Consider the following 24,017-nt stretch of genomic DNA (forward strand, 5'->3'; position numbering starts at 1 on the left):
GAGATCAACAGCTACCAGACCTCTTGGACAGCCCCTTTACTCTTTTTCTTGAATGTTGTTCAGTATTTTACCAAGGCTTCTCTTTAAGTTTTTCAGTTCATCGTCTTCCATCTTTATGTTTTCAAGCAGGGCTCCGGGAATACATGCTGCATTCTCACGCAGACCTTCCCCTCTTTCCGTCAAGGAGACCATCACACTTCGCTCATCCTGCTTGGAACGGTTCCTCACGATCAGTCCATGAGCTTCCATTCTTTTCAGCATTGGTGTCAGGGTACCCGAATCGAGGAACAGCTTCTCACCAAGATCTTTCACAGCTAGCTCTTTCTTTTCCCATAGTACGAGCAGGACCAGGTATTGCGGGTAGGTGACGTCGAGCTCCTCCAGCAATGGACGGTACTGCTTCGTGATTTCACGGGCAGCCGCATACACCATAAAACAGATCTGGTTTTCCAGTTTCAATGGGTCGTTACTCATTTTTCTTCGCCTCCTCTCACTTCATAATTCTATTTCCACTATATTTCAACCAAACATTACCGTCAAATTAAATTTTTCACAATTTAATTTTTGACAAATAAATCACTTCATGTTAAATTGATATCAAGTAATTAAATTGTGCACAATATAAATCAAAAGGGAGAGATCATGCATGGAATCTTTATACACAGCAAAAGCAACCGCAGACGGCGGACGACAAGGTAAAGTTAAATCCAGTGACAGCACTCTTGATTTTTCACTATCCATGCCAAAAGCACTTGGCGGAAAAGAAGAAGCAGGTGCTACCAACCCTGAACAATTATTCGCTGCAGGTTACGCAGCCTGCTTTGACAGTGCTCTTCAGCTTGTAGCCCGCCAGGCAAGAAAACGAGTTGAATCCAGTGTTACCGCAGAAGTAAGCATCGGCAAAGATACCGATGGAGGCTTTGGTTTAGCAGTTGCTTTACATGCTGCCATTAAGGGAGCCAGTCAGGAAGAAGCCCAGCAGCTGATCGAACAGGCTCACCAAGTATGTCCTTATTCAAAAGCAACCCGCGGAAACATTGAAGTGACTCTTCACGTTACAGCTGTATAATGAATGCAAGCTCATGATCCGGGACTGGTTTTTGCTTAGGCAAATGGGATGACTTTTTACAGTGTGTCCGTTATAGTAGGTTCACTCTAACTAAACAAAAATGGGAGGAAAAAATGATGAGCCCTATCGCAGTTTCAGCCACGCTTACAGCAAAACCTGGACGTGAAGAAGAAGCGCAGAACGTACTTCTTGAAGTATTGAAGCATTCGAGAAACGAGGAAGGATGCTTACACTATAACCTTCATCAATCGCAGGATGATCCAAAAGTTTTTATGCTGTATGAATTATGGAAAGATCAGAATGCAATCGACAGTCATATTGAATCGGCACATTATCAGACTTACAGAACAAACATTGAGCCCCTGATTGATGTACGCAATGTCCAAAAATGGAATCAGATCGGTTAAAAACGGGGTGCCTGGCACCTCGTTTTTCCTATTCATTATTCACATTTGCGTTTTAAAGCAGTGATTTTGCTGCATACATAAGGTAACAGTATTTTTAACAGAAAGGATGCTTTCTCTTGATATCCTTAAGTATATTAGATCAAGTTCCTGTTCCAAAAGGGCAGACTGCTGCAGAGACATTGCAGCAAAGTATACAGCTCGCCCAGATTACTGAAAAGCTTGGCTATCACCGGTATTGGTTTGCTGAGCATCACAGCACAAAGGGGCTGGCAAGCACCGCTCCTGAAATACTGATTGCCCATACCGCCGCACTCACCCAATCTATCCGGCTTGGTTCTGGCGGTGTCCTTTTGCCGCAATACAGTCCGTTTAAGGTTGCAGAAACCTTTCAGCAGCTGGAAGCTCTTTCGCCGGGCAGAATCGATCTTGGAGTGGGCCGGTCACCCGGCGGTACGATGAAAACGAGACTTGCTTTAACAGACAACATAAAGAAAAGCTTAACCGTATTTCCCCGGCAGCTCCAGGATCTATCGTATTACCTGACGAACTCCCTCCCTTCTGATCATCCTTTTCATGGGATAAAAACTTCTCCTCAAGTCCCCTCACCGCCAGGCCTTTGGGAACTGGGAATGGGCGAAAACAGCGCCAGGCAGGCTGCCGAGCTTGGTATCGGTTATGTATTTGGGCATTTTATCAATCCCGAGAGGGGACAGGAAGCGTTTCAGACCTATCATGAAACCTTTCAGTCATCAGCCTTTTTCGAAGAACCGGCTGGTATCGCTGCGGTTTTTGTGATCTGCGGGGAAACGGATGAGCATGCTGAAGAACTAGCTTTAAGCCAGGACCTTTGGCTTCTCCGTGTTGAAAAGGGCCTGGACAGCCGGATACCGAACATTGAAGAATCAAAATCATACTCCTTCACACAGTTTGACCGGGAACAAATCAAAAAGAACAGAGAACGTATGGTGATCGGTTCTCCAGAGATCGTAAGAGACAAGCTTATATTACTTTCAGAACAGTATCAGACTGCTGAATTTATGATTTTGACAAATGTATTTTCTTTTGCAGAAAGAAAAAAATCGTATGAGAGATTGGCCCATCTATTTAAGTAGCTGCATGTTTATTGATTGGATAATAAATGACACAACAAAAAGGGCTGTCCAAGAAGTCTGTAAGCTGTTGATTTCCGTTCCAGGCTGCTCGCTTTCCGCGGGGCGTGCGGTGAGCCTCTTGGTGCAAGCACCNNTTCTGGACAGCCCCTTTTTATTTTTATTTATAGATTTTCACACGGTCTTCAAGCGGCTGGAATTCTTTTTCGCCTGGTGCTGCCACAGGCTTGCCAAATGGCATTTGAGCGATAAGCTTCCAGTTTTCTGGCACATTCCATTCTTGTTTTACTTCTTCATCAATGATTGGGTTGTAGTGCTGAAGTGATGCACCGAATCCTTCATTCTCTAGTGCAGTCCAAACGACAAATTGAAGCATTCCTGAAGAATGATTTGACCAGATTGGGAAGTTGTCTGCATAAGCTGCGAATGCTTCTTGAAGCCCTTCCACTACTTTTTGATCCTCGAAAAATAGGACGGTTCCGTATCCGCTTCCGAACGCGTTCATTTTTTCTTCTGTCGGAGCAAACTGATCTGCCGGAACGATGGCGCGAAGAGTTTCTTTCGTGATATTCCAAAGTTTATCGTGGTTTTCGCCAAGCAATACAACAACACGGGCACTTTGTGAATTAAAAGAAGATGGTGTGTATTTTACCGCATGATTGATAATTTCCTGAATTCTTTCATCAGAAACAACGGCTTCTTTACTGATTCCATAATAAGAGCGTCTCTCTTGAACCGAAGTTAAAAAATCTTTTGCCATGTTAATTTCCCTCCACTAAATAAACCATTTTTATTGTTTATTACTTTATGTAAGTTAGTATAAATAATATATTTCATTACGTCAAGTGTTGAAGTTCAATAAAATAAGCGATTCATTGTGGTTAATCTTCAACAATAGCGGGAATTCACTTAAAAAGTATACTTAGGAGGCAAATCGAAATGAGTACGTATGAGGTGAAAACCTATTATTTTGAAGATGATGGATTTATCCCTAATCATCCAGATTGGCCGGTATTGTTCTATGAAGGGGTTTTGGCTGAACGATCTTATCAAGCCGAACAGATTTTTAATGAGAACAACTGGCTAAACAGCTGGCGGAACGGCATTTTCGACTATCATCATTATCACAGCAACACTCATGAGGTATTAGGTGTCATAACGGGATTTGCGACAGTTAAGATTGGTGGAAAATCCGGACAAGAGCTGCAGATTCATGCTGGTGATGTCATCGTTTTGCCAGCTGGAACCGGGCATATTAACATGGAATCCAGCGCAGATTTTCAAGTGGCTGGTGCTTACCCCAACGGAATGGATTATAATCTGATGCGCGGAGTCGACGGTGAACGCCCTGCGGTTCTAGAAGAAATACGTTATGTTCCTCTCCCTGAAACCGATCCTGTTTTCGGTACGGATGGACCTTTGCTTCAGCATTGGAACAGAAAATAAGAACAGCCCGAATCTTTGTTGATTCGGGCTGTCATTATGCCAAGGATTCAGGAGGCAGACCAGGTTCTTTCCCGCCGTCTGGTGCATCGAATTTTTGTTTTGTCCGTACCAGTGAAATGACGGCAATGATAAGGCCGCCTGACGTATCCGCGATAAGATCCACCATCGTATCGCTGTTTCCCCCGCCCTGCAGCGTCATAGCAAAGATCTGATCCATACTGAACTCATACATCTCCCAGATGACTCCGCCAAGAACGGCAAATGAAAGAACGAACCAGAAGACAAGCCATGCTGAAATATGCGTGCCTCCTTCCCGATGAACGAGCCTTTCATAAAGAGCCACTGCAACGAAAGCCAGCAAAGCTCCGCTCAGTAAATGCAGAAACGTATCCCACCAGCCCAGACCATAAAAATGAAGAATGGAACCTAAATATTGTGATGCAAAAAGAAAAGCTAAATAGGAAAGCAATATGGGCAGGTTAAACTTTAATTTAGTAAACCGGGCAAGGACAAGCGGTATGGCTCCGCACAGAACTCCTCCTAATGCTACCTGATAGCTGTGAACCTCTCCTTTTGGAAAGTAATAAAAAAACAAGACCGCCATAAAAAGTGTGTAGGCCAGACTAATCATAAGGACCGACTTTCGTTTCATTCATACACCTCATTTCCTGCTCTTATAAATTATTGCCACCAAATCCAGAAATATGAATGTATCCTTCGAGAACACAAAAAAGCCTGGAATCTCACTCTTATCATTCCAGGCCTGCTTATCACGTTTTTATTGTTTTGTCGTATCGATTTGTTCACGCAGTGGCTTAACCACATTCATATCAACATCATAGGTTTTTCCTTTATAGACGACTTTTGCGTTTTCGTCTCCATCCTTGCCTGTGATCTTTACGCTTTTACTCTGAATAACAAAGCTTCCGTCTTTCTTTTCAACATGTTTGGCATCGACCATTTCTTTTTTTATCACAGGCTCGATCGTTTTTTTATATGCCGTTGATGCAGAATTCACGCCTTGTTTTCCTATGTTCATAATTTTGTCGGGGCTTACCCCAAATATGACAATAGCGATGATGGCAATAACTCCAAATATGAGGGCGGCACGCAGAGCAAGTTTAAACAATAACACAAACACGATGATTGCAAGCACCACCAGTATGACAAGCAGCAAGTGATCTTCAATCCAAGCCATGGCTAAGTCTTCCCTTCCTCTTTTACCAATGTTAATACCCGAATGATTAATAAAATAGACAAGGAAATAAATCCCTTTTTATGAAACGTTAGCTCTTTTAAGGTTTGAGCGTTTTTTCACCTGTGAAACATAGCTGTGAAGAATCATTCCAACCATGATTAATGCCATGCCAAGCCATGATAAAGCGGAGGGCATCGGCAAGGATAACAGCCATATTTCACCCATTGCCGCAAAGAGGACTTCCGCAGATTGGGTCGCCTCAACAGCCGCTAACTGCTGCATGTTCCCCCTGACAAGATCCGTGGCATAAAAGAACAGCACCGTGGCGATAACGCCGGAAGAAAGAGCTACAAGGGCGGATTGAAAGGTTTGGACTGCCGTTGGAGGTCCATCGGCCAGCCAGCCAATAAAAGCGAGAACGATCCAGAAAGGAAGACTGGCGAGCGTCATGCCAAGTACCCGCTGATAAGCATCCAACCGACCTCCGCATACCTCCATCATTTTTCGATTACCGAGCGGATAAGCAAACGAAGCGACTAACACAGGAAGTGCTCCTAGCAGCACATCATTGAACGAAAGTGTTCTTGCCTGCTCCATCTGCATCAGGACAATGCCAAGAAGGATGATCAACGACATGGAGAGCCCCTTAAACGGAATCTTCCCTCTTACCGATTGAAGCCCTTGTGATGTTTGAACCTGTTCCTTAAAAAAAGGAACGAGAAGTGAGCCTGAGAAAATGGTAATCTGCCACGTTCCGGCGATCAGCCATCCAGGTTCATAGGCTGCAGCAAAACAGATGGGAGCATAAAATAGGCCGAAGCCCACCAAACTCCATAACAGCCAGCTTTTCGGCTGTTCTTTCATGGTCTGCATCAGCTGGCCCAAGTTTCCCCTTAACATTACAATAATCAGCAGAAAGGGCACCATGAAAAAATAGCGAAGTGAAGCGCTCCAGATCCAGCTTCCTCCTGATAATTCCATTAAACGGTTTAGCACAAATGTAAAGGCAAAAAAGAAAGCAGAGCAAATTCCGACGATGACAGGCCGCATGGAGTACACCTCTCTCTTCATTTTTGAATCAGCAGTTCTCCGAGACTCAGCCAGTTTACTTCCGTCAGGAGAGCCGTTTTCTCACTATCTTTTTCTATGCAGGCATCAATGATTTGTTCATGCTGCTGTATTGAATTCACCCCTTTTACGGAGCCGAATTGGGCCATTTCTAAACGGCGGATCTTAGCGGTACTTACCTCCAGCGCTTTCACCAGCTCAGGATTTCCGGCTGCTGTTAGAAACACCTGATGAAAATCTTCATCCGCTTGAATGGCGGCTATAACATTCCTTTCTTCCATAGCAGATCTCAGCTTTTGATTTTGTATTTTTAATTCTTTAATATCCTTTTCCTCCAGAAGTGGAACGGCAAGTCTGGCGGCTAATGCATGAAGTGCTGCAACGACGGTAAATGCATGGTTCGCTTCATCGTTATTTAACGGAGCGACTCTTGTCGCGGAACCCGGCATCGCTTCGACTAGTCCTTCATCTTCAAGTTTTTTTAGAGCCTCCCTTACCGGTGTCCGGCTGATGCCGAATTGCTCCGCCAGATCTTTGTCATGCAATCGTTCCTCAGGCTCCAATTCTAATAAGAGTATTGCGTTCTTCAAATGATGATACACTTCTTCTCTTAATGATAATCGTCTAATTGGTTGAATGTTTTTCATAAAACCAATATATCGCATATCAATTGACAACTCAATAAAAAAACCAGTGCAAAAGCCACTGGTTTTGTTCTATTGAATTCTTTCCCGTTTGTACACAATTTCTCCATCATATACATCTCCCGTTTGCAGATAGCCTAGCCTCTTATACAGTCCGGCTGCCTTCTGGTTCTCTTGATGGACCGTAAGCCGTGTTTCACGGGAATGAGGAAACCTCTCCTCAATCCAAGAAATCATTTCAATCATCGCTCTTTTTCCATATCCCTTCCCCTGATGCTTTTCATCAATGAGAAAACCATTGATCCAATACATGTTATCATTCTGCTCTTCAAATGCATGCATGATGAATCCTACCATCATTCCTTCTGCATAGATAGCAAACGGAAGGTACTCAACATTATCGCCGTCCGGCTTAATATAGACTTTAGCCAGCGATACAGCGACAGAAGGCACGAAATGCTCCTGCTCTTTTTTCACTTTTAACAGCAGCGCTTCTTCCCAGTTGCCGCGATCGACAGGTTTTAACTCAATCATGAAGTCTCCCTCCCGCTAGTTTACTATAAGGGTGCCAGGCACCATTATAAAAAACGGCTCCGCCTATTAGGCAGAGCCGTTATTGCATTTATGCTGTTTTTCGGAACTTTCCTGAAATCCCGATCGCAAAAGAGATAATCGTTGTAATTAATAAAGCTTCTGTAATTGAGCTGAGAATCGTATTCAAAGACATAACGCTGTATATCTGTATAGAGACTCCGATCGGAACGCCAAGAAATAAAACGACAGAGCCAAATATTGCATTTTTTAAAGTAAACAGGGATGTACGGTGGGCCCAGTCCAATACTCGCAAGCTTAATACCCAGAAAATACTGATCAATGACCAGAATAACAAAATAGAAGCTATGAACGAGTGAGAAGTCAGCCCGAACAGAACGTGTTCTGAATAAAGATTGATATTCATAAAGACTTCAATTGTTTGATAAGCACCAACACCGAACAAAAGGATAAGATAGATCAAAGCGAACTCCATACCTTTATGCCCCCGGATTCTCCGTTTCAGTGAATTCATCATCTTTCCCCCAAAAAAATGACTTAATAGTTATCATCTTATCATACAAAAAAAGATTTAGATTTTAAACCTGTTTTTTAAAAATTTTTGCAAAATAACGTTAATTAGTAAAAATGTACTACTTTTTATTCCTTTTTAAACAAAGCTGTCCATAAATCAGGAACACCGAATGTTGAACTTCCTGCACCCATCACTTTCATCCTTCTAACCTCTACTGCCGTAAAGCTCCTGAAAATAGTTTTCAGCTTTTCCTCTGTATAGCCTAATCCGCCCATCACCGATCGCGCCCGGTACACCTCCCAGTCTGAAATTTCCGAGCCTCCCAAACTGCCGCCCATCACAAAACAAGTCACCGCAAAATGGCCGCCTGGTTTTAAAGCTCGGTTTACAAGTTCCACATAGGTCAGCCTGCGATGCGGGGCAAGGTGATGAAAACAGCCTGAATCATAGATGAAGTCATAGGATCCGTCCTCTATATCCAGATCAAAGATATTCTGATGAATAAAATGAATAGCTAGATTTTTTTTCAGCGCTCGTTCCTTTCCCCAGTCCAAGGCTTCTTCAGATAGGTCAACCGCATCCACCTCACAGCCTTTTTGAGCAAGATAAATCGCGTTTCTCCCCGGGCCGCAGCCTAGTTCAAGGACTCTGCCTGGTCCTAACCGGCCATTGTCGAAGTATTCAACCAAGTTTTCATCCGGTACATTATGAAAAAAAGGAATCTTTTTATTACGGTCACGATAAAATTCATCCCAAAAGGGTGCCGGATCTCTTAATAAAGAATCCAGCATGTGCAAGACATCATCTTGATTTAAAATGTTCTCTGATTGATTCAAATGATCTTCTCCCCGAACTTAGTCAATTTACGTTCCTTATTCTATTTCTATATAAATACTAAAAATCCTTTACTATCCATACCAAACGAACCCTAAATACATCTTTCTAACGCTGTCTAAAGTCCCAAAAAGCGGCATAGACGCTATTTCACCCCCTATTTAATACCCGTGTATCATCTTTCTGAATTTCCCATTACAGATACCTTAAACCAACTCAAGGGGCGGGCGGTAAAAAAGGGGCTGTCCAAGAAGTCTGTAAGCTGTTGATTTCCGCTCCAGGCTGCTCGCTTTCNNGGACAGCCCCTTTTTGTACTCTTTCATTTTCTTTTATAGAAGTGTTTCAGCGCCGTCAATGTAGATTTCTGTTCCTGTAATATGGCTGGAGCGTTCAGACGCCAAAAACAAAACGAGATCGGCGACTTGTTCAGGTTCCCCAGGCTTATGTTCAAGGGGCTGGTTTCCTTCTGGATAATTAACCGGAATCGTAATCTCCTTTACCGCTTCGGTTGCATCTGTATTTTCTCCGATGTTGGTATTAATGGCACCAGGACAAATCGCATTCACTCTTATCTTATACCGGGCAAGCTCGAGAGCAGCCATTTTCATAAAAGCAACCTGTGCTGCTTTCGATGAACTGTATGCCGCCATCCCGAATCCGTGAAACTTACGGTTTCCATTAATGGAACTCGTGATCACAATGTTTCCTCCCGCTTTTTTCATATAGGGAATAGCATGCTTAACGGCTAAAAAGGTGCCGTTTAAATTGGTGGATATGGTGGTGTTCCATTCTTCAATCGACAAATTTTCTATAGGAGCAAGAGTCCCGTTAATCCCTGCGTTGGCAAATAGAACATCCAGCCTCCCCCACTTCTGTACCGCTTGCTCTATTCCTCGCTGCACCTCGTGAGAGTTGGAAACATCGATTTCCGCAGCCATCGCCTCCCCTCCTGAATCCTTAATTTCCTCTGCCACTTCTTCTGCTCGTTCTTCTTTTACATCCATCACACAAACCCTTATGCCTTCCTTCGCAAAGGCCAGGGCTGCTGCTCGTCCAATTCCTGAACCGCCGCCTGTAACAATGGCCACTTTTCCTTCTTCTTTCTTATAGATACTCATCATCTACCTCCTCTTTTTCATAGGCTGTTTTCGTAACCTTTGTTGCTCTTGAGAGTGGCTGATTTCCGTTCCAGGATGCTCGCTTTCCGCGGGGCGTGCGGTGAGCCCCACGGCGCAAGCACCTTTGGGTCTCACCTGTCCCGCTGCTCCCGCAGGAGTCTCGCACCTTGCACTCCAATCAACTTAGCAATGAAGGTTCTTTACAAAAATGTTCCCAAAGCAACAATTTTTTAGAAAAGAGCCTTTTCATATTAAATACCCACTTATTTCGGTTTTGCCCGTTAATAATAAAAAGCAGAATCCTTTCCAGCTGCTAAGGCTGAGCAACTCGTTGGAGCCTGCTTTTTATCAAAAAAGTTTTCTAACTTAGTAGTTCTTCAAGAACCCTGGCATTTTCTTTTGCAGTAGTGACAAGGTCTTTTTCAAAATGCTCCTGTTCCACAATGTACCATGATACATTCAGATCATTGCCCTTTTTGACAATAGACTGTAAATCCAACTCTCCGTTTCCTAAAATCGTGCTTTGTTTTTCGGTCCCTTTTACAGCCATGTCCTTCATATGCAAAGTAACAAGACGTTCGCCAAGCCTTTCCATAAACTCAGCTGGGTCATAGCCTGAATAGGCTGCCCAATAGCAATCCAATTCAAAGGAAACGAGTGAGGGATCGGTCTCATTCAATAAAATATCGTAACCCGAAGCACCCCCATGATCAACAAACTCAAAATCATGATTGTGATACCCTAATTTCAACCCTTCGCGATTCAATAAATACCCTGCATTATTTAAAATCTCAGCTGCTCGTTTATAATCTTCTATATTCTTTCGATTTTCTTCCGTTAGATATGCCAGGATTAATAAGTCGTTTCCGAGTAACTGATTGTATTCAATCTGGCGTTTGAGTGCATCTCCCTCAAGCTGATCGAGGCCGATGTGGCTGCCTGCCGGTTTTAAATCATACTCATCCAGTGCCTGCTTTAAAACCTTTGCTGAAGTGTCATAATAACCGGCAAACTGTGCACCATTATACCCCCACGATGAAACTTCTTTTAGTGTGCCAATGAAATCTTTTTCACAAAGCTCTCTTATCGTGTAAAGCTGCAACCCTCTTTTATGCATTTCTAATTCCTCCTTTATTAAAAGTCTTTCACGAAACGATTCGAGATTATCTTAATAAATATTATTGCTTCATACAATATTTTTTGAAATATTCTTAAAATATAACACGCTACACAGTAAAAAAACCGTCTGCCTTTTGGCAGACGGGAATCTCACTCTAATTATGATATTGTTTGATGTCTAACGGAATGGCCAAGCGTTCTTTGGCCTTTGCATCATAGGAACGGTAATGGGAGATCACCTGATTATTTTCATCTACTCTGCATTCTAAAACCTTATGCTCATTTCCTTCTTTTGTTTCCAGAAGAAGATCAACGTTCCCCAGATGCAATGAATAAGTGTAATACGTAAGTCCGAGAAAATCGCTTCTCTCTTTATGGGTCTCAGGATGAAGCATGATGAAGGTCGCCAGGTCAGTAACCGACATCGCCGGCTCGTTCTTGATTTTTCCGAGGATCGCCCTGAATCCATCAGAAGCTTGCCCCACTCTTTGCTCAGTCCAGTTTAATGTAGTCTGCAGCCAATTTGTACCCAATATAAATCCCTCCCTGAATCTTCCTTTTCCATTATCATTGCCAAAGAGCGGTGTTTTCTATGCTTTATTTGGGTGCCAGGCACCGTTTATGCGCATAAATGGTGTCAGGCACCACTGCTCTTTCTTCAGGGAACCTGTACAGGATTTTTTCTGTATAGCTGCATCTCATACAGATGCGTTCATCGGAGTCTGAGGTTTCGAGAAATACGTGGCGGCATTTTCTCTGAATCTCCTGCAGCTGCATTTCCAGCAGAGCAATTCTTTCACGAAGGATAGAAATGGTGCTCATGAATAGATATTCGAGCCTTTGTCATGAAATTCCTTGGCTTTTTCCCGCATTCCTTCCTTTACATCTTTTTCCTGACCCGAAAGTTCTTGTGCAGATATATTTCTTAGATCATGTGAAATTCTCATAGAGCAGAATTTCGGTCCGCACATGGAACAAAAATGAGCGGTTTTTGCACCTTGTGCAGGGAGGGTTTCATCGTGGTAACCCCTTGCCTTCTCAGGATCCAATGATAGATTAAACTGATCTTCCCATCTGAATTCAAATCTAGCTTTTGAGAGAGCATTATCCCTCTTCAATGCTCCTGGATGGCCTTTTGCCAAATCTGCTGCATGGGCAGCGATCTTATAAGCGATCACTCCCTCCCTGACATCATCCTTGTTCGGCAGCCCCAAATGTTCCTTCGGCGTCACATAGCAAAGCATAGCCGTTCCGAACCATCCGATCATAGCAGCCCCAATTGCAGAAGTGATGTGGTCGTACCCAGGCGCAATGTCTGTCGTCAGAGGCCCTAGTGTATAGAAGGGCGCCTCATGGCAGATCTCCATTTGCTTATCTACGTTCTCCTTGATCTGATGCATCGGCACATGCCCCGGTCCTTCAATCATGACCTGCACATCATGTTTCCAGGCGATCTTTGTGAGCTCTCCCAACGTTTCCAGTTCTGCAAACTGTGCTTCGTCATTGGCGTCCGCAATCGAGCCAGGCCGTAATCCATCACCCAATGAGACGGAGATGTCATACGCTTTACAGATTTCGCAGATGTCCTCGAAATGAGTATATAAAAAGTTTTCCTGATGGTAAGCGAGACACCATTGCGCCATGATAGATCCGCCCCGTGAAACGATGCCCGTGACCCGATTGATCGTTAATGGCACGTACCGCAGCAACACACCGGCATGAATCGTAAAATAATCGACTCCCTGCTCGGCTTGTTCGATGAGTGTATCACGGTAGACTTCCCAGGATAAATCCTCCGCTATCCCGTTCACTTTCTCAAGCGCCTGATAGATCGGAACGGTGCCCACAGGGACCGGAGAGTTTCTGATGATCCACTCTCTGGTCGTATGGATGTCTTTTCCTGTAGACAGATCCATGATCGTATCCGCTCCCCAGTAGGTAGCCCATGTCATTTTTTCAACCTCTTCCTCAATAGACGAAGTCACAGCAGAGTTTCCGATGTTCGCGTTGATCTTCACATGAAAGTTCTTTCCGATAATCATCGGTTCCAGTTCCAGGTGATTGATGTTGGCAGGGATGATGGCCCTCCCACTCGCCACTTCGCTTCGAACAAAATCGGCCTCAAGCCCCTCCCGGATCGCAATGAATTCCATTTCAGGCGTGATGATCCCTTTTTTCGCATAATGCATCTGAGTAACATTTCCGCCACCTTTTGCCCGCATCGGCTTAAATGGGCGAACCGGAAACACATGACCCGCATGAGACTGCTGTCTGTAGCCGTTGTCCTCCGGTTTAATTCCGCGCCCATCGTATTGCTCTGTATCGTTCCTGTCTCTCACCCAATTTTCCCTCAGCAAAGGCAGTCCTTTTTCAACATCTGCAGCATAATTCAAATCTGTATAAGGTCCGCTCGTATCATAAAGGACGACGGGCGGGTTCTTCTCATCTCTTCCTGCTGTCTGTGTATCCGCCAGACTGATCCTTCTCATTGGCACCCGGATGTCGGGACGGGATCCGGTCTTATACACTTTGGTGCTGTTTGGAAATTGTGATTTTAATGAGACCTTGCTTTCGTTCTGTACGTTCATGCAACTTCCTCCTCGTTTTTTCAAAAATTGAGTCCAAAGTTACACACAGCATAAAAAAATCGGGTTCTAGTAAGAAGAACCCGATAGGATAGACAAAGAAAAATATACGATATGTATATATGACTTCGACTCCTACTTCCCTACGCTGGTATAACCCAGATCAGGTTCAAAGGGTCAAAGAGCTTATTCTCTCTTCTCTCAGCCCGACTGACGGGCTCCCCTAGCAGAAAACGTATTCTGTTTTCAACGTAATCATAGCTTCTCTGCTTTTCATGCACAATCCGTCTTTTGGCACAGGTATTTATTCACTGTAGTCGTTTAGCCGCCAAAATATGTATAGGCTTTCAATTGACAGAAAAGTCCAACTTGTTTGTTTGCCATTGAAAAGGTGTTTTGGTCATGATTTACTTTAACGAAGCATAAAAGGAGGTCAATCATAGTGGAATATGCAGTACTTTTTTTCTTCTTTCTTTCTATCGCTTTTCCAATCATTCATTCCTTTAACTGCCTTCCCTTATTTCAAAAAAGAAAAAAACGGTATCTGCCAAAACCGATTTTTGAAAAAAGTGTCAGTATACTAATTCCTTGTTACAATGAGGAGAAAATCATTGCAACATCCGTTGAAAACATGAAAACATTAACCTATTCTTCGTTAGATATCATTTATATTAATGACGGTTCAACTGACGCTACACTTGGAAAACTTAATGAGCTATTACAACTAAAAGAAAGCTCAAAACTCCCGCTCAACCAGCTAAAACATAAGAAAGTGATCGAATTTTACAAGTCCGAGCTCTATCCCAATATTTATGTGCTTGATAAAGTGAACGGCGGAAAGGCCGATGCGCTCAATGCAGGCATTGAGTATTCTAGCAATGAACTTGTTGTAACTCTTGATGCAGACACCATCATGACAGACCATTCCCTGCCGGCCATCAATGAAACTTTCGAAGAGCAAAATGTGGTCGCTGCTGGCGGCATGGTTCATGTGCTTCAGACAAAAACGAAGAATCCATTCTCAGGGCTGACATTACGTGGGACGAACCTGCTGATTCGAGCACAGGCGCTTGATTTCCTCCGGGCCTTCTACATTACGAAGGTCTCCCATGCAAGGTTTGGAGCGCTCTCAATCATTTCAGGTGCATTTGGTATTTTCAGAAAGCAGGTGCTGCTCAACGTCGGCGGCTATCGGACGACGATTGGAGAAGACATCGATATCACTCTAAAGATTCAGCGCCACATTTCTGGTGATAAGAACAAAAAGGTTACTTTCATACCTGATGCCGTATGCTATACCGAGCTTCCTGAAAACCTATGGGATCTGTTCAAACAGCGGGTCCGCTGGCAAAAAGCATTCATTGACTGTGTCATTCATTTCAGATCATTCCTTGGAAAAAATCTGTTTACGAGCTCTGTTTCCTTTTTCTATATTTTTGAAGCTTTTATTTCCGGTACACTCGCGGTTTATTTTATGACCAGTATCTTTGTCGTTGACGGATTCGCCCTGCACTCGTCCGTTCTTGAATATGTACTCATCTATGTTTTGTACATCTTTATTTTCGGCCTTGTATACGATATGGTGGCCATCGGAATGGGAGAATATCATGGCTACGCTTTTCAGGAAAAAGACACATACCCCCTTTTAGCAACTATTCTTTTTGATATCTTTATTTTCAGGATAGTGACAATGGTATGTGTTGCTTATGGAAGCATCGCCTATTTCTTCAATCGGGACTGGAATAAAGTATCTAGAACAGGCCGTGAATACCAGGCAGACTCCCGCCCTGCCGCATAAACACGCTTTATCCCAAATGTGGTTTTCTTGAAAGATTTGTGAACGAGGCAAAAAAATTAGCACATATTAGTTTATTTTGACTGATAAAGAGGAATAAAGTATCAGGAAGAATTGTTCCATATTCTAAACGTGCAGGGCAGGGTTAACTTATGCTAAAAAAAACAGAGGTTATGCTGTTCATGAAGGAAATCGCCATGCTTACGGATGAATATTTACGTTGCAGAGACCGATTTCTGAAAGAACAGATAAAAAATGATATCGATTTTCTGCATTCAGTGATTCATTCATAATTTCATTTGTTCATGATGAACACTGTTTCGTTCTTTACTTTTCACTTGTGTCTGTGTTTGAAATTCCACCCATAAAAAACCCAGAGAGCCGTTTTTTGCTCTCTGGGTTTTCTTAGTTTTTAACGACCGTGCGTTCAATAAGAAGTTTGATAGCGTGCAGCTGTCCCAAATGATTGGATTCATGAAAAACAGCCATGTTTGCTAGTTCACGGAACGTTTCCAGACCAAGGAACGGCTTTTTCAATTTTTCATCCAGTGCTTCTTCCGGGATGTCTTTAATTCGTACGAGCTGATCCTGCAGCTGAGTGACCAGTTCTTCAACGGATGGAACATTTCCCTTCCAGTCTGCCGGCTTTGTTCCTTTGCCAAACAATTCTACATAGTTTTCGGGCAGATGAGCTGACTTTTTCGGAAAACCGAAAAGAAACTGCTCAGTTACGGTTAAGACATGTCCGATGTGCCAGTGGATGGTATTGTTGAATCCTTCCGGCTGAACATCAGCCATTTCAGCGGGAACTGCGCTGGCATTTTTCAGAAAAAATCCTCTTGTCATTTCAAACTGCTTGTAAAGGTACTGATTCATTATGATCATCTCCTCGAATATCTTTATCTTCTTTTCTACTGTAACAAAAAATCCACTAAAAAAGCAGATTTAAAAGATCTGGCTCAATTACGCTCTTTTTTCAAGATCCCTTGCTGTTTGACTCATTTCTACCCTTTTCTCATCCTTCAACGTACCAAATAGTACATCCACAAATGGAGTGGACACTCCATACCAGTAGTTTTCATTTTTATAATGATGAAGCGTATGTGTCTTTTTCAGCCACTTGCCGAATCTGGAGTTAGGTTTGATCGGCCGGTGCGCGACATAGTGCTTCCATTCATAAACGAGGAGCATACAGACGAGTCCGACCGCAAATGGCAAGCTGATTAAAATGGAGCCCGTTATAAAATAAAATAGGGCCGAAAGCACAAACAGACTGGGAATGCTGTACCAGATTGGCAGAAAAAGGAGTTTCAGGTCATCTGGAAACTTATGATGATCATAATGTAACCGCTTTAAAAATTTAAGAAACAGAGGATTTTTAGGTGCTTTTAAATGAAATAAAAAGCGATGAGTGAAATATTCACTGAACATAAAGGCAACAAGCCCCAGAAGAAAGCAGAGAACCGCCAGCCAACTAATACCGGACGCCACTACAAAGACAGCCATTCCTAACATAATCAATGACATGACCAAAATGTCTAAATGCAGGAAAAAGTCCTGATACAATCCCTTACTCTTCATCATTTCACCCTCCTGTTTTCCACAATCGCAAACTGTCCTCCATCATTTGCTTCGTAAGGCTCCCTGCGGCATCTGCATCTCTTTTTAAAAATGTATTCAATAGTTCATTATAAAATTTTCTTGAAGCGGAACGATGGAGCGGATTTTCAAAAAAAAGATTTTGCCAGACGCAGATAAACCTCTTTAAAACTATTAATGATCAGGTGATAGATCGGATTGTGTGATAAGCCCGCAAGCTTCTGCTGAAGGTTCCAGTCAAAAGCAGCATATTCCTGGGCATTGTCCTTCAGCTCATCCATATTTTATTTTATAACTAAAAAAGCCAGCCATGCCGGCCGGCTTTCGCACATTCATAAAAGCATTTTACAGTGATTTTAAAGCATCAGCTACTTGCTGATCACCCTCAAGAATTTCAAAGATTTTATGATTTGCATTTTCAAGATCCAGGGATGCTACTATCACTTTGGCCACATCGGCGCGGGCAATACTCCCACTCCCCAAGTTCCGACCAATATTAATTTTGCCTGTTCCTTGTTCATCGGTGAGCGCACCTGGCCTGACGATCGTATAATGGAGCCTGCTGGATTCAAGCCGGTCATCCGCTTCCCCTTTCATCTCTAAATAATGCTGCAGCTCTTCCGGTCCTTTCTCAGGAGTTCCTGCTCCCATACTGCTCAGCATAATAAACCTTCTCACCTTTTGTTTTTCAGCTTCTTCCATTATGTTGATCGCACCATCCCGATCAACTGCTTCCGTTTTATCCGGACCCGTTTTCGAACCGGAACCAGCCGCAAAAATAACCGCATCACAGCCTTTTACTGCTTCAGAGACATCTCCTTCGAGATCAGCGAGCACGATTTCGGCTCCTAAACTTTCCAGATCATGGGCCTGTTCCTTCTTCCTGATCATCGCCTTGGCTTCATGTCCTGCTTTTTTTAGTTCCTGCAGAATTAATCTTCCTGTAGTTCCGTTTGCTCCTGCGACTAATACTTTCATTTTTACAGCTCCCTTCCCGCTTACTATTAACGATACTTACCCTCTTCAAACCTAACTTAGTCTGTATTTTTCTCATTTCCAAACGGGGATTTTAATGCTCCATTCCCTCTCCTGTTTTTGCAGAATTTTCGATATAAAAAGATAAATTATTACAAATAAATTTCTTTTTGCCTCTATAAGAGTAAAATGCTAGAATTGTGGTATAAACATATATATCCATACGGAGGTGGTCCCGTCATGGTTTCGTTAGTCAATCACGTTTGCCGGCAGCGTTCCTGGTCAGTTGGACAGAAAGAGATTTTAGGTAAAGAGTTTGAATCTGTAGTAGGGGCTTTGCAGAACTGCCATGAAAATGAAGCAGTCGTATGCAGAGTCGATGACGATTCCGTCTGCGTTACAAATATCGACAATATTCACGAGCTTGAGGAAATTGGCTATAAGGTCGTAGCTACCAATTAACACACCCGAACAGGGTGTGTTTTTTGTTTAAGCTTGGCATCCAAGCAAAAAGGGGCTGTCCAAGAAGTCTTTAAGCTGTTGATTCCCGTTCCAGGCTGCTCGCTTTCCGCGGNNTTTCATTGAAGATTTTTCAAGCCAAAAAGGGGCTGCCTGAAGGTCAATTTTCGACTTTCTGGACAGCCCCTCATGATGTTGGAAAACTGCTTTTAAGACAGGTTTCATGTCTTGGAAAACTGCATTTCGGGCAGGTTTTTTGTCAATTTTCTCTCACAAAGGAATTTTGAGGAACCGCAGTGATGAACGGAGAAATCGCTCCGCGGGAAAACAGATACAGTTCGTGCATGGCACGGGTACACACCGTATAAAACAGCCTGCGATCACTTTCTTTGCCGTATTGCAAATTTGACGCATTGTATACCAGAACCGCATCGAACTCGATCCCTTTAGCAAGATAAGATGGAATGATCAGCGTATCCTGCTTGAAAGAAAAAGAATCTTTCTTCATGAGTTCTACATGAACCTGGTCTTTCAGGCTTTCGTAAGCTTCCTCACATTCTTTCGCGGTCTTGCATATCACAGCGATCGTCTTTACCTGTTTATCCTGCAGTTTACGGATCGTGCCTGCAATGGCTCGAGTATGGTCCTCTTTCTTTTCGCACTGTTTCAGCACCGGCTTTTCTCCATCACGGTTAAAGGGAATGATGGATTCCTTCTCATTTAGCATTTCCCGTGTAAATTCAACGATCTGTCTTGTGGAACGATAGCTTCGCGTTAAAATAATGCGTTCTGTATGGTCTTTTCCATAACGCTCATACAGCATCTGAAACGCATCACCCGTGGAATGGGCATAAATCGATTGATTGAGATCACCCAAAACGGTCATTTTGCTTCGTGGAAACAGGCGCTGAATGAAGGCAAACTGAAACGGAGAATAGTCCTGTGCCTCATCTATAAATACATGGCGTACTGCCGTATTGGTCTGAAACCCTTCCAGCCGTTCTTTTAAATATAAGTAAGGAGTTGCATCCTCATATAAAAGTTCTCCATTGCTTAATGTTTCAGCAGTCAGCCTGGAGATTTCTTTCCAGCTGCCAGGAAGCAGATACTTCTCCTCCCTCTCCCAGGATAACCCCTCGCCTGTAAACAGCCTCATGTACAGCGCCTTAAGATTAATAAACGTTAAGGACTTGATCCTCTTTTTCAATGGCTTAAATGCTTTGGAAACCACATACGCCGATAACAGTCTCTGCTCCTGTTCAAAATCATTAAACGAATCTTCCGTGTATTGCTTTTTCTTCATTAGTTTTTGATAGAGCCTGACGTACACTTCTTTATCGAGCAGCTGTATTTTTTCTTCCACCCACGGTTCTTTCCGTTCGGTCTTTTCCCGTTTCCTGACCTCACTCACGAGCCATTCGGATACGAGCTTCATGCGGTTCGGAATGGAAACCGAAGAGGAGTAAGAATAGAATTTTTCTTTGATCTGTTCTGCTGAGACCAAGACTCTCCCTCTAAATGAAACAGATTTAAAGAGCATATCCTCATTGCGCAGATGAGTGATATACGCTTCAATCACGTTCATGAAATCAAGCGACGCTTTAAAACGGATGCCCTCCAGCCTGACTTTGTGATCCGGATGGTCTTCCTCAGTAAGTACGGCCTCCATCTGTTCCAACGGATCTTCAAGATCGTAGGAATCACCAAGATGGTGATACACATACTGCTGAAACGTCGTCTGCAGCATATTTTCTTCACCCAGCTCAGGCAAAACGTTTGAGACATAGCTGTTGAACACGTTGTTGGGAGAAAAGAGTACGATCTGGTTGGCAGAAAGTGTTTCTCTGTATCGATATAAGAGGTAAGCGACACGCTGAAGGGCCGCTGACGTTTTTCCGCACCCGGCAGCTCCTTGAACAATCAGAAGGTTCCCCTTCGTATTCCGGATAATTTGGTTCTGTTCTTTTTGGATAGTGGCCACGATACTTTTCATCTGAGGATTAGCCTGCCGGCTCAGTACTTCCTGCAGCAATTCATCGCCAATGGTCACACCCGTATCAAACATGCTCTTGATCTGGGCATTCCGAATGATATATTGCCGTTTCAGCTCCATCTCTCCTGAAACGGTACCTTCTGGCGCCTCGTATTCCGCTCTGCCAAGTGAATGGTCATAGTATAGACTGGAGATGGGCGCCCTCCAGTCATATACTAGAAATTCATCTGCCTTTTCATCATAAAACGAAGCGATTCCGAGATAAATTCGATCTGTCTTGGCATCCTTCACTTCTTTAAAATCTATTCTTCCGAAGTAAGGGGAGTCACTCAGTTTTACAAGGCTTTTTTTCTGGTCTTCTGCGTTTTTATGGCTGCGTTCCAATTCAGACAGCAATTCTGCCTGCTGCTTAATACTGGCTGCGGTTTCTGCTGCCTCATGGGCATCATCAAAATTGACGGTCACATCTTCCCAGAAGTCTTTTCTGATCTGGACCACATCTTCTTTTTTCCCGCCAAGATGCTCCTCAAGAACATTCATTTTCTTTTTTACTTGATCAACAACCGAATTAACGCGTTCCTGTTCTCTTTGCCATTCTGTTTCCCACTGGTTCATAACCCCTCTCCTTTATCTGCAAATTTCCATGCTAAAATTCTTGACAAAACAACCACTTACCTATTATAATAAATTTGGGTAAATTTAATCTTATATTAACAATTTCCGGTAAGTCGCAAACTTCATTTTAGCACACCGGCTGTACGTCAAGCAATGCTTTTTCTAAATAATTGAGTAAATAAAACTGCTAAAGAGCCATGGGAACTTTCCTGGCTCTTTTTTTTGTGTCAACTCCTTTGTTTACCACCTCAGCACCTCTTGTAATCTAGTACCATTTAGGCAATACCTATGGTCCATTGAGTGCCTGAAAGATTATGAATATACTTAATTTGACAAATAAATATAAAAAAATTACAGGAGGGGACGACAATGATAAGGGATAATTTTAAACGCTGGCTTCCGCTGGCCATGGTAACTGCTGTCGGGCTTGGAGGCCTTTCAACCTCAATGCATGGTGATGCCAAAAACCTTAATACAAAAAAGGAACCGGAAATTAAGAATGTGATCTTTCTGATCGGTGATGGTATGGGGCCTGCGGCTACAACCGCACTGCGCTACTGGAAAGATGATCTGAATACGGTTGAAATGGAGAAAACAGCATTTGACCGCTATTTTGTCGGTAAACAAATGACCTATGCTGATGACCCTGATGAGAACATAACGGATTCAGCTTCTGCTGCCACAGCCATGTCGACTGGGGAAAAAACGTACAATGCAGCCATTGCTGTTGACAATGACAAATCTGAATTGAAGACTGTCCTTGAGGCCGCAAAGGCTCGTGGTAAATCTACCGGACTAGTTGCTACCTCAGAACTTGCCCATGCTACCCCCGCTTCTTTCGGTGCCCATGACCCGAGTCGAAAAAACATGAACGAGATTGCCAGTGACTATTTTGATGAGAAAATTAACCGCAAACATAAAGTGGATGTGCTCCTCGGGGGTGGTTCAGCCAACTTTATCCGTGATGACAGAAACTTGGTGAACGAGTTCAAAAATGCAGGCTTTAGTTATGTTACAACTAAAGAACAGCTTCTTCATAACAAGAACGAACAGATCCTGGGTCTTTTCTCTAAGGGCGGAATGCCTAAAATGATCGACCGCAATCATGACCTCCCTTCCCTGAAAGAGATGACCAACTCTGCGATCCAGAGGCTTGACCGGGATAAAGACGGCTTCTTCCTGATGGTTGAAGGCAGCCAGATCGACTGGGCGGAGCATGATAATGACATCGTCGGAACGATGAGCGAGATGCAGGACTTTGAAAAAGCCTTTCAGGCTGCTGTCCAGTTCGCCAAAAAGGACAAGCATACACTCGTTGTCGCCACAGCAGACCACTCAACCGGTGGTTTATCAATCGGAGCGAACGGCAAATACAACTGGTTCGCTGATCCGGTTAGAGCCTTTAAGCGCACACCTGATTTCCTCGGTGAAACCATTGCATCAGGAGCTGATGTGGAACAAACACTGCAAAAATATATAGATCTTACGTTAACCGAGTCTGAGATCCATAGTGTAAAAGAAGCTGCAAAAACAAAAGATATGGTTAAAATCGATGCTGCCATCGAAAAAATAGCCGATCTCCGTTCCAACACAGGCTGGACAACCACAGGCCATACGGGCGAGGATGTTAACGTTTATGCGTACGGACCAGGCAAGGAGAAGTTCGCCGGGTTAATCAACAATACCGATCAGGCGAAAAACATCTTCAAAATCATTCATACAGGGAAATAAGAAAAGTCCTGTTCAAGTCTGACAAGCGCTGGAACTCTTACGCAGCAACACGCTTTTTGTGTTGAGGTGAAAGAGTGAAGCGACCAAAGACGAATTGTGATTTTTCATTTCGTCCTCCGAGGACTTATATTGAAAACGGTACTTCCGTTTTCAACCCTGGCGCTGGAGCTAGACATTACAACCATGAATATTCGAAGAGTAAAACGCCCTGCGATTCTTCGCCGGGCGTTTTTGCTTTTCTTTTATTGTTTCGGCTTGTCATAGATGTTAAAGCCGCTTTCACTTGTTCCGCGAAACGTAAAGCCAGCACCGCTGTAGAACCGGTTTAAGCTTTCATTGCTGGCAATGCAGTCCAGGCGGATGACGGATTTTCCGTTAAACGAAATGCCATTCGTTACCCAGTCCAGGATATCCGCTCCCAAATTTTTTCCAGCGGTGTTTCGGTCAATCGCCAGACGGTGAAGGTAGATCGCTTCCTCAAAATCATCTCCCCAAAGCTCAAGATCCCAAGCACTCGCCTTCTGAGGGAGCATGACCACTCCTACCATTTTATTTTCTTTATTTTTAAAAACGAACACGTCTCCGTCTAAAATGGATTGAGCCATTCCATGAACATCTTTACCTTCAAGCAACTCGCTCCACTGCGTCGATCCTTTGCTCTGCAGCCATTGTGCTGTCCGGACAAGCAATGCCATAACTTCCTCTGTATCCCCTGCAGCAGCCTGGAACGCCCGGACTTCATGATTGACTGCTGGAATTGTAATGTTAAAATTCTTCAAGCTGATCCTCCTCATTCCGCATTCCTTTTTAAATTATCAACTAATCGGTAAAAAAACAACTAAATGACATAGGAAAAGCAGCAGCGCTTTTTAATAAGCACCGCTGCTTTTAGAACATTATCGATGTTTCAATTTATAAATCAGACTGGCGACAAGAGCAGACGGCAGATTAAAAAGGTTGCCCTGCACATGATAATGAAGCTGCTCTTCCTGTACTGGCATTTGATCATACATTTCCTGCTGGCTTAACGAAGTGTTTCGGCTCCGCTCTTTCATCCCGGAAATATAGGAATATTGAATAGGAATCATAATGATAAAATACAGAATGGCAATAGCTCCGAAAAAGATATACACAGATGTCATGAAACCCCTCCTCTTTTTTCCATATTATAACATCTGTTTCTTTTC

General features: G+C 43.3%; 30 protein-coding genes and 1 riboswitch. Of the genes, 8 read left to right on the plus strand and 22 right to left on the minus strand.

Going from position 1 to position 24,017, the window contains the following annotated elements; genetic code table 11:
* Window positions 1-36: 36 nt before the first annotated feature.
* Window positions 37-474 carry a MarR family transcriptional regulator gene (locus P4361_RS16375; protein WP_328090108.1) on the minus strand — a complete coding sequence of 146 codons (438 nt, stop codon included), beginning with the start codon at window positions 472-474 and terminating at the stop codon, window positions 37-39.
* Between the two features lie 172 nt (window positions 475-646).
* Between P4361_RS16375 and P4361_RS16380 the strand changes: the two genes are divergently transcribed.
* From P4361_RS16380 to P4361_RS16390, 3 genes are all read left to right on the plus strand, one after another.
* Window positions 647-1,069 (plus strand): organic hydroperoxide resistance protein, encoded by a 423-nt coding sequence (locus P4361_RS16380; protein WP_053355311.1) that lies wholly within the window; start codon window positions 647-649, stop codon window positions 1,067-1,069.
* 113 nt (window positions 1,070-1,182) lie between these two features.
* Window positions 1,183-1,476 carry a putative quinol monooxygenase gene (locus P4361_RS16385; protein WP_053355312.1) on the plus strand — a complete coding sequence of 98 codons (294 nt, stop codon included), beginning with the start codon at window positions 1,183-1,185 and terminating at the stop codon, window positions 1,474-1,476.
* Between the two features lie 116 nt (window positions 1,477-1,592).
* A complete protein-coding gene (locus P4361_RS16390; protein ID WP_328090110.1) occupies window positions 1,593-2,588 on the plus strand; it encodes an LLM class flavin-dependent oxidoreductase in 996 nt (331 codons plus the stop codon).
* Window positions 2,589-2,745: 157 nt separating this feature from the next.
* Here P4361_RS16390 and P4361_RS16395 read toward each other — a convergent pair whose 3' ends face one another.
* A complete protein-coding gene (locus P4361_RS16395) occupies window positions 2,746-3,345 on the minus strand; it encodes a nitroreductase family protein (protein WP_248251845.1) in 600 nt (199 codons plus the stop codon).
* A 179-nt stretch (window positions 3,346-3,524) separates the two neighbouring features.
* On the opposite strand from P4361_RS16395, the gene P4361_RS16400 reads away from it, so the two are divergent.
* Complete coding sequence (locus P4361_RS16400; protein ID WP_328090112.1) at window positions 3,525-4,031, plus strand: cupin domain-containing protein; 507 nt, start codon at window positions 3,525-3,527, stop codon at window positions 4,029-4,031.
* A gap of 34 nt (window positions 4,032-4,065) precedes the next feature.
* Here P4361_RS16400 and P4361_RS16405 read toward each other — a convergent pair whose 3' ends face one another.
* The 12 genes from P4361_RS16405 to thiC all read right to left on the minus strand — a co-directional run bounded on the left by P4361_RS16405 (window position 4,066) and on the right by thiC (window position 13,666).
* Window positions 4,066-4,683: a hypothetical protein gene (locus P4361_RS16405; RefSeq protein ID WP_256227288.1), complete on the minus strand. Its 618-nt coding sequence runs from the start codon at window positions 4,681-4,683 to the stop codon at window positions 4,066-4,068.
* Window positions 4,684-4,809: 126 nt separating this feature from the next.
* Entirely contained in the window at window positions 4,810-5,229 is a 420-nt protein-coding gene (locus P4361_RS16410) for a hypothetical protein (RefSeq protein ID WP_256227289.1), read from the minus strand.
* Between the two features lie 78 nt (window positions 5,230-5,307).
* Complete coding sequence (locus P4361_RS16415; RefSeq protein ID WP_328090114.1) at window positions 5,308-6,279, minus strand: multidrug resistance efflux transporter family protein; 972 nt, start codon at window positions 6,277-6,279, stop codon at window positions 5,308-5,310.
* Between the two features lie 17 nt (window positions 6,280-6,296).
* A complete protein-coding gene (locus P4361_RS16420; protein ID WP_328090286.1) occupies window positions 6,297-6,962 on the minus strand; it encodes a GntR family transcriptional regulator in 666 nt (221 codons plus the stop codon).
* Between the two features lie 51 nt (window positions 6,963-7,013).
* On the minus strand, window positions 7,014-7,475 hold the full coding sequence (locus tag P4361_RS16425; RefSeq protein ID WP_256227291.1) for a GNAT family N-acetyltransferase: 462 nt from the start codon (window positions 7,473-7,475) through the stop codon (window positions 7,014-7,016).
* Between the two features lie 88 nt (window positions 7,476-7,563).
* Window positions 7,564-8,010 carry a hypothetical protein gene (locus P4361_RS16430; protein ID WP_139223409.1) on the minus strand — a complete coding sequence of 149 codons (447 nt, stop codon included), beginning with the start codon at window positions 8,008-8,010 and terminating at the stop codon, window positions 7,564-7,566.
* 122 nt (window positions 8,011-8,132) lie between these two features.
* Complete coding sequence (locus P4361_RS16435; RefSeq protein WP_328090287.1) at window positions 8,133-8,798, minus strand: class I SAM-dependent methyltransferase; 666 nt, start codon at window positions 8,796-8,798, stop codon at window positions 8,133-8,135.
* Between the two features lie 372 nt (window positions 8,799-9,170).
* Entirely contained in the window at window positions 9,171-9,959 is a 789-nt protein-coding gene (locus tag P4361_RS16440) for an SDR family NAD(P)-dependent oxidoreductase (RefSeq protein ID WP_328090288.1), read from the minus strand.
* A 361-nt stretch (window positions 9,960-10,320) separates the two neighbouring features.
* A complete protein-coding gene (locus P4361_RS16445) occupies window positions 10,321-11,076 on the minus strand; it encodes a sugar phosphate isomerase/epimerase family protein (RefSeq protein ID WP_256227292.1) in 756 nt (251 codons plus the stop codon).
* Between the two features lie 157 nt (window positions 11,077-11,233).
* Window positions 11,234-11,611 (minus strand): hypothetical protein, encoded by a 378-nt coding sequence (locus P4361_RS16450; protein WP_328090115.1) that lies wholly within the window; start codon window positions 11,609-11,611, stop codon window positions 11,234-11,236.
* A gap of 64 nt (window positions 11,612-11,675) precedes the next feature.
* Window positions 11,676-11,900: a hypothetical protein gene (locus tag P4361_RS16455; RefSeq protein WP_328090116.1), complete on the minus strand. Its 225-nt coding sequence runs from the start codon at window positions 11,898-11,900 to the stop codon at window positions 11,676-11,678.
* Window positions 11,897-13,666: a phosphomethylpyrimidine synthase ThiC gene (gene thiC, locus P4361_RS16460; RefSeq protein ID WP_256227295.1), complete on the minus strand. Its 1,770-nt coding sequence runs from the start codon at window positions 13,664-13,666 to the stop codon at window positions 11,897-11,899. The genes P4361_RS16455 and thiC overlap by 4 nt, the downstream gene beginning before the upstream one ends.
* Window positions 13,667-13,786: 120 nt before the next feature.
* Window positions 13,787-13,898, minus strand: a riboswitch (TPP riboswitch).
* A gap of 207 nt (window positions 13,899-14,105) precedes the next feature.
* On the opposite strand from thiC, the gene P4361_RS16465 reads away from it, so the two are divergent.
* Together P4361_RS16465 and P4361_RS16470 are read left to right on the plus strand one after the other, a co-directional pair.
* Window positions 14,106-15,461 (plus strand): glycosyltransferase, encoded by a 1,356-nt coding sequence (locus tag P4361_RS16465; RefSeq protein WP_328090117.1) that lies wholly within the window; start codon window positions 14,106-14,108, stop codon window positions 15,459-15,461.
* 149 nt (window positions 15,462-15,610) lie between these two features.
* Window positions 15,611-15,751 (plus strand): hypothetical protein, encoded by a 141-nt coding sequence (locus P4361_RS16470; RefSeq protein WP_156418955.1) that lies wholly within the window; start codon window positions 15,611-15,613, stop codon window positions 15,749-15,751.
* Window positions 15,752-15,863: 112 nt separating this feature from the next.
* On the opposite strand, the gene P4361_RS16475 is transcribed toward P4361_RS16470, so the two are convergent.
* The 5 genes from P4361_RS16475 to P4361_RS16485 form a co-directional block, all read right to left on the minus strand.
* Complete coding sequence (locus P4361_RS16475; RefSeq protein WP_248251831.1) at window positions 15,864-16,334, minus strand: DinB family protein; 471 nt, start codon at window positions 16,332-16,334, stop codon at window positions 15,864-15,866.
* 87 nt (window positions 16,335-16,421) lie between these two features.
* Complete coding sequence (locus P4361_RS16480; protein ID WP_328090289.1) at window positions 16,422-17,039, minus strand: sterol desaturase family protein; 618 nt, start codon at window positions 17,037-17,039, stop codon at window positions 16,422-16,424.
* 4 nt (window positions 17,040-17,043) lie between these two features.
* Window positions 17,044-17,139 (minus strand): hypothetical protein, encoded by a 96-nt coding sequence (locus P4361_RS23275; RefSeq protein WP_369795818.1) that lies wholly within the window; start codon window positions 17,137-17,139, stop codon window positions 17,044-17,046.
* 46 nt (window positions 17,140-17,185) lie between these two features.
* Window positions 17,186-17,338, minus strand: a complete 153-nt coding sequence (locus tag P4361_RS23280) for a hypothetical protein (protein WP_256227297.1) — start codon at window positions 17,336-17,338, stop codon at window positions 17,186-17,188.
* A gap of 64 nt (window positions 17,339-17,402) precedes the next feature.
* Window positions 17,403-18,035: an SDR family oxidoreductase gene (locus P4361_RS16485; protein WP_256227298.1), complete on the minus strand. Its 633-nt coding sequence runs from the start codon at window positions 18,033-18,035 to the stop codon at window positions 17,403-17,405.
* A 237-nt stretch (window positions 18,036-18,272) separates the two neighbouring features.
* Between P4361_RS16485 and P4361_RS16490 the strand changes: the two genes are divergently transcribed.
* On the plus strand, window positions 18,273-18,494 hold the full coding sequence (locus P4361_RS16490; RefSeq protein WP_062236130.1) for a hypothetical protein: 222 nt from the start codon (window positions 18,273-18,275) through the stop codon (window positions 18,492-18,494).
* Between the two features lie 256 nt (window positions 18,495-18,750).
* On the opposite strand, the gene helD is transcribed toward P4361_RS16490, so the two are convergent.
* A complete protein-coding gene (helD, locus tag P4361_RS16495) occupies window positions 18,751-21,099 on the minus strand; it encodes an RNA polymerase recycling motor HelD (RefSeq protein WP_328090118.1) in 2,349 nt (782 codons plus the stop codon).
* Between the two features lie 369 nt (window positions 21,100-21,468).
* Here helD and P4361_RS16500 point away from each other — a divergent pair, with 369 nt between their 5' ends.
* Window positions 21,469-22,830: an alkaline phosphatase gene (locus P4361_RS16500; RefSeq protein WP_328090119.1), complete on the plus strand. Its 1,362-nt coding sequence runs from the start codon at window positions 21,469-21,471 to the stop codon at window positions 22,828-22,830.
* Between the two features lie 242 nt (window positions 22,831-23,072).
* Here the strand turns inward: P4361_RS16500 and P4361_RS16505 are convergent, their stop codons facing one another.
* Both P4361_RS16505 and P4361_RS16510 read right to left on the minus strand, forming a co-directional pair.
* Window positions 23,073-23,609, minus strand: coding sequence for a GNAT family N-acetyltransferase (locus P4361_RS16505; protein WP_256226472.1), 537 nt, complete (start codon window positions 23,607-23,609; stop codon window positions 23,073-23,075).
* Between the two features lie 117 nt (window positions 23,610-23,726).
* A complete protein-coding gene (locus P4361_RS16510; protein WP_328090121.1) occupies window positions 23,727-23,972 on the minus strand; it encodes a DUF3949 domain-containing protein in 246 nt (81 codons plus the stop codon).
* Window positions 23,973-24,017: the final 45 nt, after the last annotated feature.

Source organism: Fictibacillus sp. B-59209 (assembly GCF_036216745.1).
Lineage (GTDB): Bacteria > Bacillota > Bacilli > Bacillales > Fictibacillaceae > Fictibacillus_C > Fictibacillus_C marinisediminis.

Excerpts from the sequence above, each read along its gene's own strand:
- P4361_RS16375 (WP_328090108.1), bottom strand. The coding sequence starts at position 474 with ATGAGTAACGACCCATTGAAACTGGAAAACCAGATCTGTTTTATGGTG.
- P4361_RS16380 (WP_053355311.1), top strand. The coding sequence starts at position 647 with ATGGAATCTTTATACACAGCAAAAGCAACCGCAGACGGCGGACGACAA.
- P4361_RS16385 (WP_053355312.1), top strand. The coding sequence starts at position 1,183 with ATGATGAGCCCTATCGCAGTTTCAGCCACGCTTACAGCAAAACCTGGA.
- P4361_RS16395 (WP_248251845.1), bottom strand. The coding sequence starts at position 3,345 with ATGGCAAAAGATTTTTTAACTTCGGTTCAAGAGAGACGCTCTTATTAT.
- P4361_RS16400 (WP_328090112.1), top strand. The coding sequence starts at position 3,525 with ATGAGTACGTATGAGGTGAAAACCTATTATTTTGAAGATGATGGATTT.
- P4361_RS16405 (WP_256227288.1), bottom strand. The coding sequence starts at position 4,683 with ATGAAACGAAAGTCGGTCCTTATGATTAGTCTGGCCTACACACTTTTT.
- P4361_RS16410 (WP_256227289.1), bottom strand. The coding sequence starts at position 5,229 with ATGGCTTGGATTGAAGATCACTTGCTGCTTGTCATACTGGTGGTGCTT.
- P4361_RS16415 (WP_328090114.1), bottom strand. The coding sequence starts at position 6,279 with ATGCGGCCTGTCATCGTCGGAATTTGCTCTGCTTTCTTTTTTGCCTTT.
- P4361_RS16420 (WP_328090286.1), bottom strand. The coding sequence starts at position 6,962 with ATGCGATATATTGGTTTTATGAAAAACATTCAACCAATTAGACGATTA.
- P4361_RS16425 (WP_256227291.1), bottom strand. The coding sequence starts at position 7,475 with ATGATTGAGTTAAAACCTGTCGATCGCGGCAACTGGGAAGAAGCGCTG.
- P4361_RS16430 (WP_139223409.1), bottom strand. The coding sequence starts at position 8,010 with ATGATGAATTCACTGAAACGGAGAATCCGGGGGCATAAAGGTATGGAG.
- P4361_RS16435 (WP_328090287.1), bottom strand. The coding sequence starts at position 8,798 with ATGCTGGATTCTTTATTAAGAGATCCGGCACCCTTTTGGGATGAATTT.
- P4361_RS16440 (WP_328090288.1), bottom strand. The coding sequence starts at position 9,959 with ATGAGTATCTATAAGAAAGAAGAAGGAAAAGTGGCCATTGTTACAGGC.
- P4361_RS16445 (WP_256227292.1), bottom strand. The coding sequence starts at position 11,076 with ATGCATAAAAGAGGGTTGCAGCTTTACACGATAAGAGAGCTTTGTGAA.
- P4361_RS16455 (WP_328090116.1), bottom strand. The coding sequence starts at position 11,900 with ATGAGCACCATTTCTATCCTTCGTGAAAGAATTGCTCTGCTGGAAATG.
- thiC (WP_256227295.1), bottom strand. The coding sequence starts at position 13,666 with ATGAACGTACAGAACGAAAGCAAGGTCTCATTAAAATCACAATTTCCA.
- P4361_RS16470 (WP_156418955.1), top strand. The coding sequence starts at position 15,611 with ATGCTAAAAAAAACAGAGGTTATGCTGTTCATGAAGGAAATCGCCATG.
- P4361_RS16475 (WP_248251831.1), bottom strand. The coding sequence starts at position 16,334 with ATGAATCAGTACCTTTACAAGCAGTTTGAAATGACAAGAGGATTTTTT.
- P4361_RS16480 (WP_328090289.1), bottom strand. The coding sequence starts at position 17,039 with ATGAAGAGTAAGGGATTGTATCAGGACTTTTTCCTGCATTTAGACATT.
- P4361_RS23280 (WP_256227297.1), bottom strand. The coding sequence starts at position 17,338 with ATGGATGAGCTGAAGGACAATGCCCAGGAATATGCTGCTTTTGACTGG.
- P4361_RS16485 (WP_256227298.1), bottom strand. The coding sequence starts at position 18,035 with ATGAAAGTATTAGTCGCAGGAGCAAACGGAACTACAGGAAGATTAATT.
- P4361_RS16490 (WP_062236130.1), top strand. The coding sequence starts at position 18,273 with ATGGTTTCGTTAGTCAATCACGTTTGCCGGCAGCGTTCCTGGTCAGTT.
- helD (WP_328090118.1), bottom strand. The coding sequence starts at position 21,099 with ATGAACCAGTGGGAAACAGAATGGCAAAGAGAACAGGAACGCGTTAAT.
- P4361_RS16500 (WP_328090119.1), top strand. The coding sequence starts at position 21,469 with ATGATAAGGGATAATTTTAAACGCTGGCTTCCGCTGGCCATGGTAACT.
- P4361_RS16510 (WP_328090121.1), bottom strand. The coding sequence starts at position 23,972 with ATGACATCTGTGTATATCTTTTTCGGAGCTATTGCCATTCTGTATTTT.